General features: G+C 42.3%; 16 protein-coding genes and 1 pseudogene. 3 read left to right on the top strand and 14 right to left on the bottom strand.

The window, feature by feature from the left end; genetic code table 11:
- The 10 genes from O3599_RS09030 to O3599_RS08985 form a co-directional block, all read right to left on the bottom strand.
- The coding region (locus tag O3599_RS09030) for a sensor histidine kinase (protein ID WP_371512642.1) at nucleotides 1-1,015 on the bottom strand (1,015 nt) is incomplete at its 3' end.
- Complete coding sequence (locus O3599_RS09025) at nucleotides 1,012-1,710, bottom strand: response regulator transcription factor (RefSeq protein ID WP_371512640.1); 699 nt, start codon at nucleotides 1,708-1,710, stop codon at nucleotides 1,012-1,014. The genes O3599_RS09025 and O3599_RS09030, both read right to left, overlap by 4 nt.
- A 123-nt stretch (nucleotides 1,711-1,833) precedes the next feature.
- Entirely contained in the window at nucleotides 1,834-4,545 is a 2,712-nt protein-coding gene (locus O3599_RS09020) for an SSURE domain-containing protein (protein WP_371512638.1), read from the bottom strand.
- 115 nt (nucleotides 4,546-4,660) lie between these two features.
- Entirely contained in the window at nucleotides 4,661-5,677 is a 1,017-nt protein-coding gene (locus O3599_RS09015) for a glycosyltransferase family 2 protein (protein ID WP_023948424.1), read from the bottom strand.
- A 355-nt stretch (nucleotides 5,678-6,032) separates the two neighbouring features.
- On the bottom strand, nucleotides 6,033-6,698 hold the full coding sequence (locus O3599_RS09010; RefSeq protein WP_371512643.1) for a TrkA family potassium uptake protein: 666 nt from the start codon (nucleotides 6,696-6,698) through the stop codon (nucleotides 6,033-6,035).
- A 13-nt stretch (nucleotides 6,699-6,711) separates the two neighbouring features.
- Nucleotides 6,712-8,091, bottom strand: coding sequence for a TrkH family potassium uptake protein (locus tag O3599_RS09005; protein WP_125454801.1), 1,380 nt, complete (start codon nucleotides 8,089-8,091; stop codon nucleotides 6,712-6,714).
- A 33-nt stretch (nucleotides 8,092-8,124) separates the two neighbouring features.
- Nucleotides 8,125-8,889 carry a nucleoside phosphorylase gene (locus tag O3599_RS09000; protein ID WP_049487699.1) on the bottom strand — a complete coding sequence of 255 codons (765 nt, stop codon included), beginning with the start codon at nucleotides 8,887-8,889 and terminating at the stop codon, nucleotides 8,125-8,127.
- Nucleotides 8,890-9,161: 272 nt separating this feature from the next.
- A complete protein-coding gene (locus O3599_RS08995) occupies nucleotides 9,162-9,785 on the bottom strand; it encodes a TetR/AcrR family transcriptional regulator (RefSeq protein ID WP_000361928.1) in 624 nt (207 codons plus the stop codon).
- 39 nt (nucleotides 9,786-9,824) lie between these two features.
- The gene (locus tag O3599_RS08990; RefSeq protein ID WP_001259054.1) at nucleotides 9,825-10,907 is read right to left on the bottom strand and encodes an ABC transporter permease; all 1,083 of its coding nucleotides are present in this window, start codon (nucleotides 10,905-10,907) and stop codon (nucleotides 9,825-9,827) included.
- 1 nt (nucleotide 10,908) lies between these two features.
- A complete protein-coding gene (locus O3599_RS08985; RefSeq protein WP_000734673.1) occupies nucleotides 10,909-11,625 on the bottom strand; it encodes an ABC transporter ATP-binding protein in 717 nt (238 codons plus the stop codon).
- 613 nt (nucleotides 11,626-12,238) lie between these two features.
- On the opposite strand from O3599_RS08985, the gene O3599_RS08980 reads away from it, so the two are divergent.
- Nucleotides 12,239-12,472, top strand: coding sequence for a hypothetical protein (locus O3599_RS08980; RefSeq protein WP_049487693.1), 234 nt, complete (start codon nucleotides 12,239-12,241; stop codon nucleotides 12,470-12,472).
- A 248-nt stretch (nucleotides 12,473-12,720) separates the two neighbouring features.
- Here the strand turns inward: O3599_RS08980 and O3599_RS08975 are convergent, their stop codons facing one another.
- Nucleotides 12,721-13,971: a carbohydrate-binding domain-containing protein gene (locus O3599_RS08975; protein WP_247939335.1), complete on the bottom strand. Its 1,251-nt coding sequence runs from the start codon at nucleotides 13,969-13,971 to the stop codon at nucleotides 12,721-12,723.
- Between the two features lie 229 nt (nucleotides 13,972-14,200).
- On the opposite strand from O3599_RS08975, the pseudogene O3599_RS08970 reads away from it, so the two are divergent.
- Nucleotides 14,201-14,981, top strand: a pseudogene (locus O3599_RS08970) (polyphosphate polymerase domain-containing protein).
- Nucleotides 14,974-15,657 (top strand): DUF4956 domain-containing protein, encoded by a 684-nt coding sequence (locus O3599_RS08965; RefSeq protein WP_084887348.1) that lies wholly within the window; start codon nucleotides 14,974-14,976, stop codon nucleotides 15,655-15,657. The pseudogene O3599_RS08970 and the gene O3599_RS08965 overlap by 8 nt, the downstream one beginning before the upstream one ends.
- A gap of 156 nt (nucleotides 15,658-15,813) precedes the next feature.
- Here O3599_RS08965 and O3599_RS08960 read toward each other — a convergent pair whose 3' ends face one another.
- The 3 genes from O3599_RS08960 to O3599_RS08950 all read right to left on the bottom strand — a co-directional run.
- Nucleotides 15,814-16,371, bottom strand: coding sequence for a sugar O-acetyltransferase (locus tag O3599_RS08960; protein ID WP_084887350.1), 558 nt, complete (start codon nucleotides 16,369-16,371; stop codon nucleotides 15,814-15,816).
- A 94-nt stretch (nucleotides 16,372-16,465) separates the two neighbouring features.
- Nucleotides 16,466-17,323, bottom strand: coding sequence for a VOC family protein (locus O3599_RS08955; RefSeq protein WP_247939336.1), 858 nt, complete (start codon nucleotides 17,321-17,323; stop codon nucleotides 16,466-16,468).
- A 287-nt stretch (nucleotides 17,324-17,610) separates the two neighbouring features.
- Nucleotides 17,611-17,867: LPXTG cell wall anchor domain-containing protein (locus tag O3599_RS08950; RefSeq protein ID WP_371512631.1), on the bottom strand; the 257-nt coding region annotated here is incomplete at its 5' end.

Here is a 17,867-nt window from a genome sequence, read left to right as displayed (position 1 = left end):
GGGTAAAAGTGCTTCCTAGACCATACTGGCTGCTGACTGTAATTTCCCCACCCAATTGATGGGCCAATTCACGCGCAATCGCAAGACCAAGACCATGACCACCCGTCTTCATGTTACGCGAAGTTTCTACACGATAAAGGCGTTTGAAAATATTCTCCAAATCCTCTGGGGCAATCCCCTGTCCTTCATCGGTCACACTGATTGAAAGCTGGTTATTTTCCAACTTAGCTACCACTTCCAACTTGGTTCCTGGAGCAGAGTATTTAAAAGCGTTATTGACCAGATTCACCAAGATACGAGAAAGCTTGGCATAATCTCCTTCAATCCGAGCAGACTCTGGGATTACCTGCAAATGGACGTCTCGCTCCTCCTGCTCAATCAAGAACTGAAATTCACTCATGCACTCAATCAAGAGCTGGTCCAGAAAAATACTGTCCTTGCTGGTCGTTTCCGCCTGATTCCTAGCTGTATTTAGAGTCAAAAAATTCAACTCTTCAACCAGTTTATTGAGTCTTTCCGTCTGGCGTCCAATGGTTGCTAGATAATGGTCCTGTTCTCCTTCCTTGATAACCCCATCCAAAATCCCTTCTACCGTCGCTTGGATCGAAGTAATGGGAGTCTTGATATCATGCGATAGCTGGGCAATCATCAAGCCCTTTTCTCGTTCGCTTTCTTCTAAGGAATCAAAGGTCGCCTGCAAATCATGGGACATTTCATTGAAAGCTTGGCCTAATTGCTGAAATTCTACAGGTCCTTGAACCTCCAGATTTGATGGAAAGTCCTTGTCCGCTACCCGCTTGGCATGTTCCTTAAGTTTGGCCAATGATGTAAAGACAGGCGATAGGAGAAAGAGACTAATCCCAGCACCGACAAAACTAGCTACGAGAGTCATTCCCACTAGGAAATAAATTTCTCTTTCTTCAATTAACATTCGCTGGATAGCCCAAAAAACCACGATAATCGTTAGGAGTGTTGAAATGATATACCCCACTAAAATATAACTTTTTAACTTCATTGACTACCTCGTGCTTTCTCAATTTTGTAGCCCAATCCCCAGACGGTTTTGATGGTAGGCGTTTCTGCACTAGCATGTTTAGCCAACTCCTGTCGCAGAGCATGAATATGAACATTCAAGGTATTGGTATCATCTACATAGTCTTCCTGCCAGACCTTTTCATAGAGGTCTGTCTTAGAGAAAACGCGCTCTGGATTGCTGGCTAAAAGCCATAGAAGTTCGAAGGATTTGACTGTCAAATCAAGCGCCACATCTCCGACTTGGACCTCATGACTACCGTGATTCATCCGTAAATCCCCGAGACTGACGACCTCTGTCTCACCTCCACGATGAAGGCGACGTAAGATATTATGGACACGCAAAACCAGCTCACGTGGGCTAAAGGGCTTGGCAATAAAGTCATCTGCCCCTAAGCTCAGGCCATAAATCTTGTCCTGCTCGCTGGTCTTAGCCGTAATAAAGAGAAAAGACTGATCCGGAGACTGATACTGAACTTCGCTAATCAAATCATAACCATCCATCCGAGGCATCATGATATCTGTAATAATCAAATCAATCTGTTTTCGCTTGAAGATTTCCAAGGCCTCTACTCCATCATGAGCCACCAAAACCTGATACCCTGCCTGAACCAGATAGCGTTGATGAATATCTGTGATTTCTACCTCGTCGTCAACGAGTAAAATTGTCTTTCCCATCTGTCTCTCCTTTGAAAAAAACAGTGCTATACCACAATAGTATAACACTATTTTAATCCCTTTACGAACATTCTAAACGATATCTGGATTTTTCATATCCTAGATAGAAAGTCTGTAGCTAGACTAGTCATTTTCTTCTTTTTTAGCTTTCAAACCGAGTCCACCTAGCAGGCCGGCCAAGGCTAATCCAAAGAATCCAATAGTAGCCATTGATGTTTGGGCTTCACCAGTATATGGAAGCATGTCTTTTTGGTCTTTCATTTGATCAGGCATCATTGGAGTTGACTCCTTGTTAGTAGATGCTATCTTGCCTTCATCAGACATTTTGCTTGAGGCTGCTGGAGCTTGATCTTGTTTCATGCTTGGTGTTGCCATTGGCTGGCTAGCATTCATGGTTTTGTCCTGCTCTTTGTTAGGCATCATCTTATCCTGACTAGCAGCTGGCATTTTAGATTTCATATCATCTTGATTGACACTAGGCATTTGAGCGTTCATCTTAGACGCATCTTGATGACTATTCATCATTGGAGCCGGCATAGCTGAACCATTAGAAGATGGGACGAAACCTGACTGCATCGGAATCAGAGACTGATGTCCATTCAAGTTCACTGTCAAATCCTTAGTCGCTACGAGATTGCTCAAATCGGCCTTGCCGTCTTTCGCACCGTACACTTTGATGGTAGCTTTATAACTTTGAGTGCCGTTTTGTTTCAATAGGTCAAGAAGCTCTTTATCAGATTTACCTTGGGTACCAGCCAAATCCACTTCATAGAAGTAGAGACCTTTGCCCAATTTCTCTACTGGTGGAAGAGCGGGATTTTTAGCTGAACCGTTGTCTGACCATGGAGCCTTGTCGGATGCTTTCAAGATAAGACGAGTTAACATACCGTCACCGGCGAAGAATTCGTATGGAATGACTTGGTTGACACCAGCTGTGAATGGACCAGGGAAGTTGGCTTTGTCCAAGTATGTAGCTGGAACATCTACTGTGTCTTTGGTATTGTCAGCCACGCCCTTTTGCACTTCAGCTGGGGTAGTTAAGCCGTTCAAGTTGACATCCAAATCTTTTGTTGCTACGAGATTACTCAAATCAGCCTTGCCGTCTTTCGCACCGTACACTTTGATGGTAGCTTTATAACTTTGAGTGCCGTTTTGTTTCAATAGGTCAAGAAGCTCTTTATTTGATTTACCTTGGGCACCAGCCAAATCTACTTCATAGAAGTAAAGGCCTTTGCCCAATTTTTCTACTGGTGGAAGAGCGGGATTTTTAGCTGAACCATTGTCTGACCATGGAGCCTTGTCTGAAGCCTTCAAAATCAGACGAGTCAACATACCGTCACCAGCGAAGAATTCGTATGGAATGACTTGGTTGACACCGACTGTGAATGGACCTGGGAAATTGGCTTTGTCCAAGTAAGAGGCTGGAACATCCACTGTGTCTTTAGTATTGTCAGCCACACCTTTTTGGACTTCAGCTGGAGTGGTTAAGCCATTCAAATTGACATCCAAATCTTTTGTCGCTACGAGATTTGTCAAATCGGCCTTGCCATCTTTAGCACCGTAAACCTTGATAGTTGCCTTGTAACTTTGAGTGCCGTTTTGTTTCAAGAGGTCTAGAAGCTCTTTATCAGATTTACCTTGGGTACCTGCCAAGTCCACTTCGTAGAAGTAGAGGCCTTTGCCTAATTTTTCTACTGGTGGAAGAGCGGGGTTTTTAGCTGAACCGTTATCTGACCATGGGGCCTTGTCGGAGGCTTTCAAGATAAGGCGGGTTAACATACCGTCACCAGCGAAGAACTCGTACGGGATAACTTGGTTGACACCAGCTGTGAATGGACCTGGGAAATTCGCTTTATCCAAGTAAGTGGCTGGGACGTCTACTGTATCTTTGGTGTTGTCGGCTACACCTTTTTGCACTTCAGCTGGGGTGGTCAAGCCATTCAAGTTGACATCCAAATCCTTAGTCGCTACGAGGTTCCTCAAGTCGGCCTTGCCGTCCTTCGCACCGTACACTTTGATAGTTGCTTTATAGCTTTGAGTACCGTTTTGTTTCAAGAGGTCTAGAAGCTCTTTATCTGATTTACCTTGGGTACCTGCCAAGTCCACTTCGTAGAAGTAGAGACCTTTGCCTAATTTTTCTACTGGTGGGAGAGCGGGATTTTTAGCTGAACCGTTATCTGACCACGGAGCCTTGTCGGATGCTTTCAAGATAAGGCGAGTCAACATACCATCACCGGCGAAGAATTCGTATGGAATAACTTGGTTGACACCAGCTGTAAATGGGCCTGGGAAGTTCGCTTTGTCCAAGTAAGTAGCTGGAACATCTACTGTGTCTTTGGTGTTGTCGGCCACACCTTTTTGGACTTCGGCTGGAGTGGTTGCTGGTTGCGCTTCATTTGCTTCACGGTCTTGTCCAGAAACTGTAGGCGCAGGATTTGTCGCAGGTTTAAGCGCATCTTCTGTTTCTTTCTTAGATTCTGGTTTTGCTTGCACTTCTTCTTTTGGCGCTACCACTTGGTCTTTATCAGCTACATTCACTTTTTCTGGCGAGCTTGTAGCATCCAAGCTTGCTTTAGGTGTTGAGTCTACCTCTTCTGAAGGAAGAGCTGTATCGACTGCTTCTTTGAGAAGTTCTGCTGGTAAGTCACTCTTTTCACTCACCGAAGCCGCGTCTGGCACAACTTGAGCAGGGGTTGGATTGACCACATCGGCACGTACAGAACTTGGCTGACCAACTAGGACAAAAAAGCCACTGGCTACAACAACTGAGGCAACACCGACACTAAGACGGCGAATAGACCAACGAGTATATCTTTGATTTGGATTGAATTTCATAGGATTCTCCTTAGAGTTTTTCTTTATTTGATGACTCTAGTATAATCTCCTAAAATTAAAAAGGATTAAGAAAAAGTTAAAATTTTTCTTAAATCCCTCTTATAAAATACTTATATTAATTAAATCCATAAACAGACTTGGTGATTTGATAGACAACATTGGAAAGTTTGCGAGCTGGCAAGACTGAATGTTTGGTCAAACGGCTGAGCATGGTCTTGCGAATGGCCTGAAAGACCTCTGGATTTTCCTGCTGAATATAGGTCCACAGCTCCCGTTTTTTGGCAAGATGCTCTGCTGTGCCTGCTCGGTTGAGCAAGGCACTGGAAATCACCGTCGTGATTTCAATATGATTCAGCAGATACTCTCGCATTTTGGGGTGGCTTACTTTAGATAAATCAAGCTGGTCTACCAAGAGTCGATTGACCTTGAGTTGCTGGTCAATGCGCTTAATCATCACTTGCTCATTGACTGACTGGTCCTCACGCCCAATCAAATAACGATAGAAATCGACAGGCAGATAGTACATGGTCTTGACCTGCTGAAGGGGGGTAAAGACAAAGAGATTATCGACATAAAAGGTATGCTCAGGCAATTGGAACTGGCTCGTTCGCAACAAATCTGTCCGGTAAATCAGCGAGTGCATCATGATATACTGGCCTTTTGAGAAATTTCCAATCTGATCCCAGCCAAAAATCTGTTGGACAGGCAAGACTGACTCGTAACTCATACTCTTCTTACGAGACTGACCTTCCTTTTCATATACAAAATTAGTCACAAAGGCATCAACTTCCTGCCCCTCACTCTCTAGTTCCTGCAAGGTTTCAAGAATTTTTAAATAGGCACGAGGATCTACCCAGTCATCACTATCAACTACTTTAAAATAACGACCAGAAGCCTCCGCTAAGCCGCAATTGACGGCACCCCCATGGCCCTTATTTTTCTGATAGATGGCTCTCACGATGTTAGGATACTTGCTGGCTAAACGCTCAGCGATTTCCTGAGTCTGGTCCTGAGACCCATCATTAATAATCAAAATCTCAACTTGCTCACCACCAATCACTAGCGACTCCACACAGTAATGAAGATAGGCTGCGGCATTATAGCTAGGAATGGCGATAGACAATAACTTCATAATCTACTCCTTTAGGGGACTGATTTTTTCTTATACTCAATGAAAATCAAAGAGCAAACTAGGAAACTAGCCGCAGGTTGCTCAAAGCACTGCTTTGAGGTTGCAGATAGAACTGACGAAGTCAGCTCAAAACACGGTTTTGAGGTTGTGAATAAGACTGACGAAGTCAGTTACCTATACCTACGGCAAGGCGACGTTGACGTGGTTTGAAGAGGTTTTCGAAGAGTATTACTCTCTCTTGTCACTTCTTTCTATTTTACCATAAAGTCCAGACTTTGAAGGACTTTTATTAGAATACAAGGGTTACTATCTCTATTTGCTATTTTGAACATCAAAAAAGAGGGGATCACCCTCCTTACGAATTTAATTCTGCCAAGTCATCTAGATACTGGTTGTTAATGACCGCCAAGATATAGGCATCTGCTTTCAAGAGGTCATTAGGCCCAAACTGGACATCCAGTGGTGAATTTTCTTGTTCACGAAATCCTAGGACATTGAGGTTATATTTGCCACGTAAATCTAGCTGGCTCAGGCTTTGACCTGCCCAAACACTCGGAATTTTCATCTCCACGATAGACACATTTTTGTCCAGCTGAAAGACATCAACATTGTTATGAAAGAGAATGGTCTGCGCTAGAGACTGCCCCATTTCATACTCAGGTGAAATCACCGAGTCAGCACCGATTTTTTCCAGTACCTTCTTAGCTGTCTGGCTCTTGACCTTGGCAATAACCCTTGGTACACCTAGACTCTTACAATGCATGACTGCAAGCACACTCGACTCTAGATTTTCCCCTGTTGCCACTACAACCGTGTCACAGGTATCAATTCCTGCAGTTCTGAGGAGTTCCTCATCTGTAATATCGCCAACAACTCCACGCGCCAAAACTGGCTCAAATTGATTGATGTGCTCTGTGTGGTCATCAATGGCAATGATATTCATATCTTGCTTGGCGAGGGCCGTCAGGACACTACTCCCAAAAATCCCCAAGCCTAAAATTCCAATCGTACGATCTGACATCATTCTTCCTTTCTTATCCAATACTAATATCTGCTTTCATATACTGAATCAAATCTTTCTTATCAGGCTGGTAATCCGCTAGACTAACCAGCAAGGTTAAGGGACCTATACGGCCGATAAACATGAGCACCATGACAATGCTAAGAGCTAGCTTGCCCAATTCTGGTGTCAGATTTGCCGTGACCCCAACTGTCGCAAGGGCTGAAATGGTCTCAAACATAAGATAGATAAATCGCGGTGTTCCTTCTGCTGTAATTCCCAACAACATCAAGCCCAACAAGAAGGTCATCAAAAAGATAATGAAGACACTAAAGGATTTTTGGACTGTTCGCGCCTCAATGGTTCTCTGCGCAACATTAGCATGAGGTAAGCCCAGCAATTCACTACGCGCAAAGACCAACAAGACAAAGAAAGTCGTAATCTTGAGCCCCCCAGCCGTCCCTCCAGGAGCTCCACCGAGAAACATCTGTAGGATATAGATAAACAAGGTCACAGGTCGAGCTTGAGTATAGTCAATAGAAGCAAAACCGGCCGTTCTCATGCTGACGGTTTGGAAAAAGCTGACCAGCACTTTCTCTGGCACACTGAGATTGCCAATGGTTCCTGGATTGTGCCACTCCGTAAAGAGTGTGGATACTGTCCCAAACAGCAAAATCCCTGCAGTCAAGAAGAGGACTAGTTTGGTGTGGAAACGCAGACGGCGTTTTTTCTTCTTGTCAAACTGGGTTGCCAAGTCAAACCAGACCATAAAGCCAAGACCACCTGTGATAATCAAGCCAGCAATAACCAGATTGATTAAGGGATCCGTCTGAAAAGCCACTAAACTGCTACTGCCGAAATTATCAAAACCAGCATTACAAAAGGCTGAAATGGCTAAAAAGATAGAGGTGAAAATGCCTCGTCCCCAGCCGAACTCAGGAATAAAACGGAAACTTAGTAGAAAGGCACCCAAACCCTCCACTAGAAAAGTCGTCAAAAAGATGGAGCGCATAAAGGCCTTCAGCGACCGAGCCTCCCCGTAACTGAAGCTCTCCTGAATGGTTTCACGACTGCGAAGACTGAGCTTTTGCTTCCCCTGAATATAAAAGACCCCGATAAAAGTCATGAGTCCCAGACCACCGATCTGTATCAAGAGCATACAGATCAACTGCCCCCAGACATTATAGGTAGTAGCCACTGGTTGCGTAAAAAGGCCAGTCACACAGACCATGGACACCGTCGTAAAAAGATGGTCAAAATAAGTGGCCTGAGAACCATTTGCCTGAACAAAAGGCAAACTCAAAAGAAGAGAGCCTATAAAAATAACTCCAGCAAAACTTAAAAAGATCCGACGAGCTGGCGAAAGTCCACCCAAGGCCCTTTCAATTTTTTTAAGAAATAATTTGAATAACATACATCCATTGTACCATAAAAAGAGGGAGAGTAGCTATATCTGAGAAGTTATCTCAAGGCAGAGTTCCAAGGCCTTCTCAAAAGCTTCTGAACCCCAGTCACGACTATCGTACTGGTCCAAGTCTGCTAAGGAATCAGCTGTGAACAACAATTCACCCCAGAGAACCCCTCGCAGTTGGGCTACTGCCGCAAGCGCAGAACACTCCATCTCCACAACAGCACAGCCTTCCTCCTTGCGATAAGCCACCTTTTCAGCTGTTTCTCGGTAAAAACCATCTGTGGTCCAGGTCATGACTTCTTCATAGGGAATCCCTCTGGCCTCCAAAACTTGCTCAATAGCAGCAATAGCCTCTGGCTGAATTTCCATATAACGAGAAGGGGCCACATAGTGATAACTAGCTCCTTCATCTCGCAGAGCGCGAACAGGGACTAGAAAGGCATTTTCTTCTATATCAGCCAGCACACCACAGGTTCCAGTGGAAATAATCTGCTCCACACCATAGCCAATCAACCAATCCATAAGCTGGGCTGCTGGAGCTGAACCAACAGGAGCCTGAGCCAGACAAAGTTCTTCGCCTTTGTAGTTCACGACATAAACTGGATAGGTCTTGGTGGCAGAAACAAATTCGCCGGCACAGTCCGCCCCTACTTCCCTCGCATAGCGGTCAATCTCCTCACCTAAAAAAGCATAGACACACTTCTTTGGTAAGTGCAAGTCCAGCCCCTCGTGATTGGGCATGATGACCGCTTGAGGATTGTCATCAAACTCTAAAATAGGAATCGCATGTTTCTGAATCATAATCCACCTCCTCTGATTTTGTACTATTGTATCAAAAGCTGACAGAGTGTCAAGGAATTCTCTTTATCAAGCCAGAAATCTCCTCTTCCATACACTTGAGAAATCGTTGCACCGCTGGAGAAGTCGGTTTCTGTTTTGGCAAAGCGATTGAGGACTTATGAAGAATACAAAATCCAACAACAAAAAAGACATGAATCTGAAATAAGCAGAACATGTCTTTTTTAGCTTGTTTGAAAGTCAAGTAAATAAATCTTAGCTCTTCTAGAACTCCCTTATTTCCACAAACCACCTAAAATCTGTTTTTCTAATAAGTCTAGGTCCTCTTCCTTTATTTCTCCGTTGTCGCTAACGATATAAAGTTGAGCGAAGTAAGCCAACAATGGACCAACACAAATACGAACCATTTGAGGAATCGTTAACTCTGGATTTACACGTGGATCTGCTAGCAATTCTTTATGAAGCACTCGAAGTTTATCTTGAATAGCATTCCAGATAAAAATCTGTTCATTTTTTAGTTTCTTATTTGAAAAACTCTCCTGCAGAATGATTTTCATCAAAGCACGATTTTTTTTGAGATAGCTCATACGATCGTGGACGAGATAACGAACCCTCTCTTCTGTCGTTTCAAAAGCTAAGAGTTCCTCAACAAAACTACCGAAAATGCCTGGGACTACAGGATGTAAAATAGCCGTCAGTAGATCATCCTTCGTCTTAAAATACTTAAACAAAGTTGCCTGGCTTAGTCCAGCACGCTCAGCTATGTGAAGAGTTGAGGTCCCATGGTAACTCCTAGTTGATATGAGATCCACTGCTGCCTGCATGATTTTTTTCTTTCCTTGAGGGTAATTCGCTTCTTCTAAGTAATCTTCAAACGATTCAAAAACAGTCTTATCCATCTAATCTTCACACCTTTTTAGCATTATTTATGTTGATTTCTAAACTTTACGATAACGACGCAATCCAACAATATTGAGAATTGTTAAAATGATCAAGAAAATCATTAAAACACCAAGATTTGGCAAAATATCACCAAGATTGTGTCCGTAAAGAATAATCTGGCTTATTGCATCACCAGAATAGGTTAATGGCAAAAATTTCCCCACAGTTGGAGCCCATGCTCCCATGGATGACAATGGAATAATCCCTGAGAAAAAGAGTTGAGGCATAATCACGAGAGGAATAAATTGCATCATTTGGAATTCTGATTTTGCTAGAGTAGACAAGAGAATTCCAAAAGCTAGTGCTACAAGAGCCAGTACCACATTAACTATTATAACATTTAAAATATTTCCTACAACTTCTACATCTAGTAGCCAAATTGCTGCTAAGACGACAACTGCCGTTTGAAAAATCGCAATAATACCGTAAGACAACATATAGCCATAGACAATTTCAGAACGTTTCACTGGGGTTGCTAACAAGCGATCCAAGGTTCCACTTGTGCGCTCTTTCAAAAGTGCCATACCAGAAATCAAAAAGACAAAGAAGAAGACCACAAAGCCAATTAAAATTGGAATCATACGTGCAAAGAATCCAGTATTTTTATCTCCATATTGGTAAGATTCTTTGATTTCAGGCGCCTTTGCATCTAATTTCAATTGTGGAAGAGCTTGTTTGATACGAGATAGTAACTGATCGGTGCCTTCACTGGCGATACTTGTTCGTAACACTTGTCGTATCATAGATGTCTTGGAGGCATCTGTATTTGCGTAGTCGACCTGATACTCACCGTCTTTATAAGAAATCACAGCATCGACTTTTTCATTTGCTAGCGCTTCTTTGGCCTGATCTAAGTCTTGATAAGTCTCGATGTCCACATGATCAAGCTCATCCATTTTCGTTATCAAACCAGTTGGTAGATCTTGTGTCGCTAACTTGACATTCACGGTTGTACTAGCTGAAAACATGAGGTTCATCAGCCACATAATAAATACCGGCGCTACAAACATCATAGCCAAGGTTCGTTTGTCACGAAGCAATTCTTTGATAACTTTTTTAGCAATAGCAATGGTTCTCATCTTACTCTCCTTCTGCTTTCAAAAATACTTCTTCAATACTTGAAACTTGATAACTTTCTTTTAAGTGTTGCGGTGTATCAAAAGCAATGATTTTTCCACCTAATAATAAGCCGACCTTATCCGTTAACTCTGCTTCATCCATAACATGGGTAGTAACTAATATCCCAACCCCATTGTCTCTAAGCGCGAATAATTCTTTCCAGATTTTCTTCCGAAGAGAAGGGTCGATTCCAACTGTCGGTTCGTCCAAAATCAAGAGCTGAGGATTCCCCAGAAGCGCGATGGCTAAAGACAAGCGTCGCTTCATTCCTCCAGAATAACCGGATACCGTTTTATTCAAATGCTCTGCCAGATCCACAACTTGAGCCACATGGGCAATTTCAGCTGTCAGATCTCTTTTGGATAGCCCTTTTAGCTGACCAAAAAATTCCAGATTTTCTTGACCTGACAAAGCCTCATATAAGGCATCTGACTGGGCCATATAACCAATATCTCCTAAAATATGACGATTGGGCATAGTATGATCCAATACCAAAGCAACCCCTCCGTCAGCTTTTTCCATCCCTAACATAGTCTTAATCATAGTCGATTTACCAGCACCAGACGGACCTATTAAGCCTATAATTTCTCCCGGCTGCAATTCAAAGCTGACATGATTCAAAACCATTTGACGACAAAAAGACTTATCCAAATCTTGTAAATGTAGCAATTTTTTCATATGCTTCCTCCTAGGTGAGTGTTTACTCACTTACTGAATATAGACCTATTATAGTGAGTGTTTACTCACTTGTCAAGAAAAAAGTTGAAATTCTTTAAAAAATAAAGCACCAGATTCGTATCTGATGTTTATAATGCACATGTCTTATTTCTAAAAATGTTTTTGAACTTCCTCTCTATACTCCGAAATGGTCTTTTCTGTCCACTTTTTAAAGGCCTATTTTCCCTCTACTTTTCTCGGCTAATCCAACCATCGTCATTGCTATCGCAACTCTAATGACCTTGGTAATGGGAATTCATTTTACTCATTTTTATATGAAACAGACTAAGAAATTTTCAAGACCTAATTGAAACCAAATTAGCCCTTGGAAGTCAAAAAATCCTCGAACTCTACGCTGACCGTCTAGCAGAATCAGACCAAATGCGGCATGGCTTTCTAAGAATTCGGTTAAGGGACGTAACCTACAAGCTGCTTACGTGGATGGATTTACTTTGAGAGATTTCTTCGCCTTCAACCAAGGACTAAATAAAATGGGTGACCAAGCACTTCCTTTTAAAATTCACCCTGAACATTTTGTATTTGCTGGAGTTCACGGTGGACAGGAAGTGAGGAGTTGATTGGAGAGTACGGTCAACCAACTTATCAAAAAATCTTTATCAGTCTAGATACTGAAAAAACAGGCGTTCCGGATGTCGATACAAAAATTTCTATGGCAGGTGATACTGCTACTCTCATGTCCGATACAAGCCTTGATATCAAGATGTATGGTATGCATCAGTTCAAGATGAAAAAAGGTGGACTCCGCATCAAATTAGGCGTCTTTTCCCCAGAAGCAACCCCAAGCTAGATGGAGCTCGGTCACCAAGAACACCTAGCAGTTGAATTTTTCAATTCCCTCACAATCGCCTACCAAAACAAAACATTTAAGGGAAAACTACTCAATATCTTCTTAAAATTCAAGAAATTTAAGTAAACAAAAACGGATGACTGAACAATTTAGCCTTTGAAAGCTACGATTATAAAATCCCTCGTAACATATCAATTTATCACCCATATAAAAAGATAGCCATTCTAATTGAATGCTATCTTTTTTGTTTATCCTTGTCCACCAGGGGCTGGACCGCCAGGACCACCATTTCCTTGAGGTCCTCCATTTGGTCCACCGCCTCCAGGCATAGAATTGACAATATCAGTTTGTTTTTCGCCGTTAATGTAAATATCCCCACCTGTGTAAGTTGCTGTTCCATCAAAGTCAAAGCCTGATTGTCCTATTAATTTAATAGTTCCACCTGTAACCTTGATATTTCCGTTTGAGTCGATTGGGTCTGTGTCCCCTTGACCAACTTCTACAGTTAGATTGCCCCCTGTCATGGTAAAGTAAATATCACTTTGCTGGGCATTTTTATTAGCTGCATTCACACCATCATCAGTCGCGTAAACATTGATATCACCACCATTGATCGTAATGCCTTTTCCTTCAATTCCTTCAGTCGAATTCTTGACGGTGTAAGTACCGCTGTCAATCACTAGGTTACCAGAAGCGTGAATACCGTCATCTCCTGCTGTGACTGTTATGGTATTGTTAGCCAAATACATATTGCCGACAGTCATATCCTCATCATTGTCAACTTTGACACCATCTTCCTTGGCATCGATGGTCATGGTCGTACCAGTGATATTGAGTTCATCATTAACATTAAAGGCATCGCCAACTGCTATGATGTTATAGGTTCCACCCGTGATGTGGAGGGTGTCGTTGGCCTTGATTCCGTTGTTCTTCTTGCCATCGACAGTAAGGGTACCTGAGCCATTGATGGTCAAATCCACCTTAGAAAAGAGAGCTGCATTTGCCTTGTCATCACTATTAGAGCTTGAGTCAGAGAGACTGTTGGTAGTTCCCTCCGCCAGAGTCAGGTAGACATGACCGGCTGATGTCGCTGAAATTGCTGCATTGGTATTGGTAATGGTCGCACCTTTTAGGACTAGATGAACATCTGCCGACTTATCTGCCTCGACCTTGATCTGCACTCCGTCAGACTGACCTGAAATCACATAGGTCCCAGATTTTGTGATGGTCACTGTTGATCCAGAGACTGTCACCCCATCTCCAGAGACGTTTGCTGATGAGCCAGATAACTCAATCTTAGAAGCTGTACTTTCATCATAAGAAGTATCATAGTCCTTTTCTGTAAAATAAGAAGATTGACTGTTTGTAGCTGAAGTTGAGATGGCAGTGGTATCTGCCGCTGCAGTTGTACTTGACTTGGTCGTTGACTGCCCACAAGCTGTCATCAAAGTCAGAGCTGTTAAACTGGTTAAGATTAGGGTCAATTTTTTTGATTTCATACTTTTTTCCTCGCCTTCCTTTAGCTTGACCTTAGTTTACAGGGTAAGTCTGAAAAAAATCTAAACTTTTTCTGAAAGTTTTCTTAAGTTCAGTTTCAGTTAAGTTATCTTTAACAAAAGTTTTAGGAAAATTCCATAGACTAATTACAAGCAAGTTCAACTTGCCCAGACACACCCATCTGCTAATAAGATAGTGTACTGAAATAGTTTGATAAAGGAGACAGGATTTATGAAACCAATTGAAACAAGCTTTAAACGAATCGAAACCAAATATGTCGTTGCCAAGGGTGACTTGGCTAATTTAATAGAGGACTTAAAAATATACCTCGTAGAGGATGATTATCCAACTTCGACCATTTCCAACATCTACTTTGATACAGAGCAATTTGATATGATTCAGGAGGATGGCCAAGGTACTAAGCGCAAAGAAAAGATTCGGATGCGAACCTATCTCAGTCAAGTCCAGCCTGATAGTCAGGTATTTTTAGAAATCAAATCTAAGGACAGAGCTGGTGTCGGACGAAAACATCGTCTCTTATCGACTCCCCAGTCTATCACCCAGTTTATGACCAAGGGACAGCTGGATAGCAGTATCAAGGATCGAATGATGATTGAAAAAATCCAGCAACTCCAAGAGGAATATCAGCAAGCCATTATCCCTCGTATGTATATATACTATGACCGTTTTTCTCTCAAGGAAAAGAAAGAAAGAAATTATCGGTTTTCCCTACAATAAAATTCGTATCACCATTGACCAAAATCTAACCTATCGTGATGATAATGTCAGTTTATTCTCAGGAAAGGACGGTTTCCCTCTACTAAACGAGGACATTGTCATCATGGAAATTAAAGCTCCAGGTAGAAAACCCCAATGGCTACAAGATATTCTCGACCAATATGGACTGGTAGAGCAGAAATTTTCAAAATACAGCTGCGCCTACCACAAGTCTCAAGGGCTGGACTATAGCCCACGACCAAGCACAGAAAGTGTAGGTACTACTTATGTCTAATCTTTTTAATTCTATCTTCAACGACACAACTGCCACTGCAAATCCTATCCAGCTCTTTCTGGCTCTCTTGGTCAGCCTGATTTTAGGTTTGGCGCTGACCTGGGCTTACAAACACCGTACTCTCTATACACGAGAATTCGCTGTCAGTTTGACCCTACTCCCCTGCTTGATGACCTTGGTCATCTTTCTGGTAAATGGCAGCCTAGGAACCTCTATCGCCGTTGCAGGAACTTTTAGCCTCATTCGTTTTCGTTCAGCTACCAGTGGTTCACGGGAACTAATTGCTATCTTCCTTGCCATGATTATCGGGCTAGCAGCAGGGACAGGCTACCTAGCTCTAGCTATTCTCTTCACTGTCTTTATCTTAGCGGTATGGCTTCTTTTAGAGAAGCAACAAAGCAAGAGCAATCACCAACGTCGCAGGCTATTGACCATCACAATTGCGAACCAAGAAAATCAACTTCAAACTATCCAATCTGGACTATCACAATTCTGTACTGAGTTAGACCTCATCTCGATTGATACTAGCAATGATGGAGAACAAGTCACCACTGTCTATGAAATGGATTTCAAGGCTCAAACAGACGATTTTCAAATCATCAATTATCTCACTAAAGAACAGGATACTTACCAGGTTTCCCTGACCAAGAATGCCAAGAAGAGAAAGAATTTATAGAACTTCTTGCGTAAAATCTAAAAAGAATCCAGGTAAACACTCAATAGTAAGAAGAAAAAGTCAATCTGATTTATGATAAAAGACATCATATCAAATGTTTAAAAAACGTTGATATGATGCTTTTTTCTTATCTTAAAAACTATTTGCTCAATCGCTTTATTTCACAGGTATTTCCTTAATCACGCGCGCAGGATTGCCAGCTAAAACAACATTGTCGCCAAAGGACTTTGTAATCACGGCCCCTGCTCCTGCAACGACATTATTTCCCAGTGTCACTCCAGGAAGGACAATGACGCCACCACCAGCCCAGAAATTATCTCCGATTGTGATAGGCTTTCCGTACTCGATACCTGAATTTCGCTCCTGCGGATCTAGTGGATGGAGGGGTGTCAAGAACTGACAGTTGGGACCGATCATAGCATTGTCCCCGATACGAATGGGGCAGATGTCCAGCATGGTCAAGTTCCAGTTAGAGTAAAAATTTTCCCCTAAATGGATGTTGACACCGTAGTCCACCATCAAGCGAGTGTTGATATAAAGATTTTTTCCGGTTGAGCCAAACCAAGTCTTGATGATTTCGGCTCCTTTTAAGGGATCTTCTTCCTTGTTAAAGGCAGCCTGTTTTTGGCGAGAAGCTTGAGCTAAGGCTCTCAGTTCTGGGTCTGATGGACGGTAAAACTCGCCTGCTATCATTTTCTGGTATTCGCTAGTCATAGTATTTTTCTCCTTATTCCCTACTATCATATCAATTTTCGACATATCTGACTAGGATAAGGAGCACTTTCCACAATTGATGCTCTGATTGTCATCATATCCTGTCTAAGCGAACACGAGTCACAATTCCATCTGGGTCTGTAATTTCCAGCTGGCTAGATGTCGACCACTTGATTGGTGCATCAACTTCTTGTGCTCGCTGCGCAATCGTTAATAGTTCTTCTTTACTTGCAACTTCGATGACATAGTAGGCCAAACCTGGCAAGCCTTGCTTACGCGGAGCCAGACCTTTTCCTCCCCATTCGTTGACTGCCAAATGATGATGGTAGTCCCCAGCTGCAATCCAACTAGCACTAGGTACACTGAATTTATCCTCTAACCCTAACACTTTTTGATAAAATTGGCTGGACTTTCGACTATCCTTGACGGAAAGATGAATATGCCCCATTCTCGTACCCACTGCTAAAGTAAAGGGCTCTACTCTTTCCCCCAACTCATAGATATCCTGTGCCGCAAGGGCCTCAGTGACCCCTATAATACGACCGTCTTCTCGAATATCCCATGTAGAAACCGGCTTATCTCGATAGAGTTCAATGCCATTTCCCTCCAAATCCTCCAAGTAAAGAGCCTCACTGTAACCATGGTCTGCACCGCCGACAAGAGGAATCTGTAAATCTGTCAGGTGTTTCAAGACATCAGCCAAAGCCTTGCGTGTCGGCAAGAGAATAGCCAGATGGTAAAGACCATAATGTTCCCTTAATTCACCGCTCTCTTGTGCTTGAATCAAGTGTACCAAGGCTTTTCCTCCAAGTCCCAAAACGACCTCTGTCTCAATTTGAGATAAGATTTCTAAACCAATAATTTTCTGATAAAAGGCTGTTTGACTCGCCAAGTTCTTTACATTTAAAACTGCCTCTGCTAAATAAATGTGGCTCTTGTATTCATAGGTCATAAATGGTCCGCTCCCTAAGTTGTAATTACTTTTATTACATCTGTTGTATAATTCCCATCAAGAAAGTCAAGCCAGACAACTCGAAGTATCTCCCTCAGCAAAAAACAATCCCAGAAAAAATCTTCTAGGATTGTTTTGTGTTTATTTAACAAGACTAGCAAAGTTATTGCTATAAATATATATGGTGCTCCCATAGCAATAGTTAAAACAACTTTTCTTAATGCTAAAATTATCCTCTATCATCTCTATGAAAATCTCTCGTTACTATCAAATTGGAAATTTCATGCTCAATTTTTTCTTTTTCTAACACTCAATCCCAAACCCAAGAGAAGTCCGATTGACCCAAGCACAAATAAGTTTTTATCATCAGTATTCGACGTCCTTGGTAACTCCTTAGCAGAATTCGCTAATTTTCTATCAGAACTAAGAATCACATTCTCATTCGAAGGAATTAGAAGTGTTTTCTTGTCTTCTTCTCCTTCTACAGCTTTGGTCCCTATTAAGACAACTTGATGGATCGGTTCCTTGGTAATAGTGTTAGATA

It is taken from the genome of Streptococcus sp. 27098_8_103, assembly GCF_041432345.1.
GTDB lineage: Bacteria > Bacillota > Bacilli > Lactobacillales > Streptococcaceae > Streptococcus > Streptococcus mitis_BV.
This window is presented reverse-complemented; position numbering and strand designations above follow the sequence as displayed.

What these genes read in the sequence shown, in the direction of transcription:
- O3599_RS08985 (WP_000734673.1), bottom strand. Translation starts at nt 11,625, where the DNA reads ATGAAAAAATTGCTACATTTACAAGATTTGGATAAGTCTTTTTGTCGT.
- O3599_RS08995 (WP_000361928.1), bottom strand. Translation starts at nt 9,785, where the DNA reads ATGGATAAGACTGTTTTTGAATCGTTTGAAGATTACTTAGAAGAAGCG.
- O3599_RS09010 (WP_371512643.1), bottom strand. Translation starts at nt 6,698, where the DNA reads ATGTCAGATCGTACGATTGGAATTTTAGGCTTGGGGATTTTTGGGAGT.
- O3599_RS08960 (WP_084887350.1), bottom strand. Translation starts at nt 16,371, where the DNA reads ATGACTAGCGAATACCAGAAAATGATAGCAGGCGAGTTTTACCGTCCA.
- O3599_RS08975 (WP_247939335.1), bottom strand. Translation starts at nt 13,971, where the DNA reads ATGAAATCAAAAAAATTGACCCTAATCTTAACCAGTTTAACAGCTCTG.
- O3599_RS09000 (WP_049487699.1), bottom strand. Translation starts at nt 8,889, where the DNA reads ATGATTCAGAAACATGCGATTCCTATTTTAGAGTTTGATGACAATCCT.
- O3599_RS09025 (WP_371512640.1), bottom strand. Translation starts at nt 1,710, where the DNA reads ATGGGAAAGACAATTTTACTCGTTGACGACGAGGTAGAAATCACAGAT.
- O3599_RS09015 (WP_023948424.1), bottom strand. Translation starts at nt 5,677, where the DNA reads ATGAAGTTATTGTCTATCGCCATTCCTAGCTATAATGCCGCAGCCTAT.
- O3599_RS09020 (WP_371512638.1), bottom strand. Translation starts at nt 4,545, where the DNA reads ATGAAATTCAATCCAAATCAAAGATATACTCGTTGGTCTATTCGCCGT.
- O3599_RS09005 (WP_125454801.1), bottom strand. Translation starts at nt 8,091, where the DNA reads ATGTTATTCAAATTATTTCTTAAAAAAATTGAAAGGGCCTTGGGTGGA.
- O3599_RS08955 (WP_247939336.1), bottom strand. Translation starts at nt 17,323, where the DNA reads ATGACCTATGAATACAAGAGCCACATTTATTTAGCAGAGGCAGTTTTA.
- O3599_RS08990 (WP_001259054.1), bottom strand. Translation starts at nt 10,907, where the DNA reads ATGAGAACCATTGCTATTGCTAAAAAAGTTATCAAAGAATTGCTTCGT.
- O3599_RS08965 (WP_084887348.1), top strand. Translation starts at nt 14,974, where the DNA reads ATGTCTAATCTTTTTAATTCTATCTTCAACGACACAACTGCCACTGCA.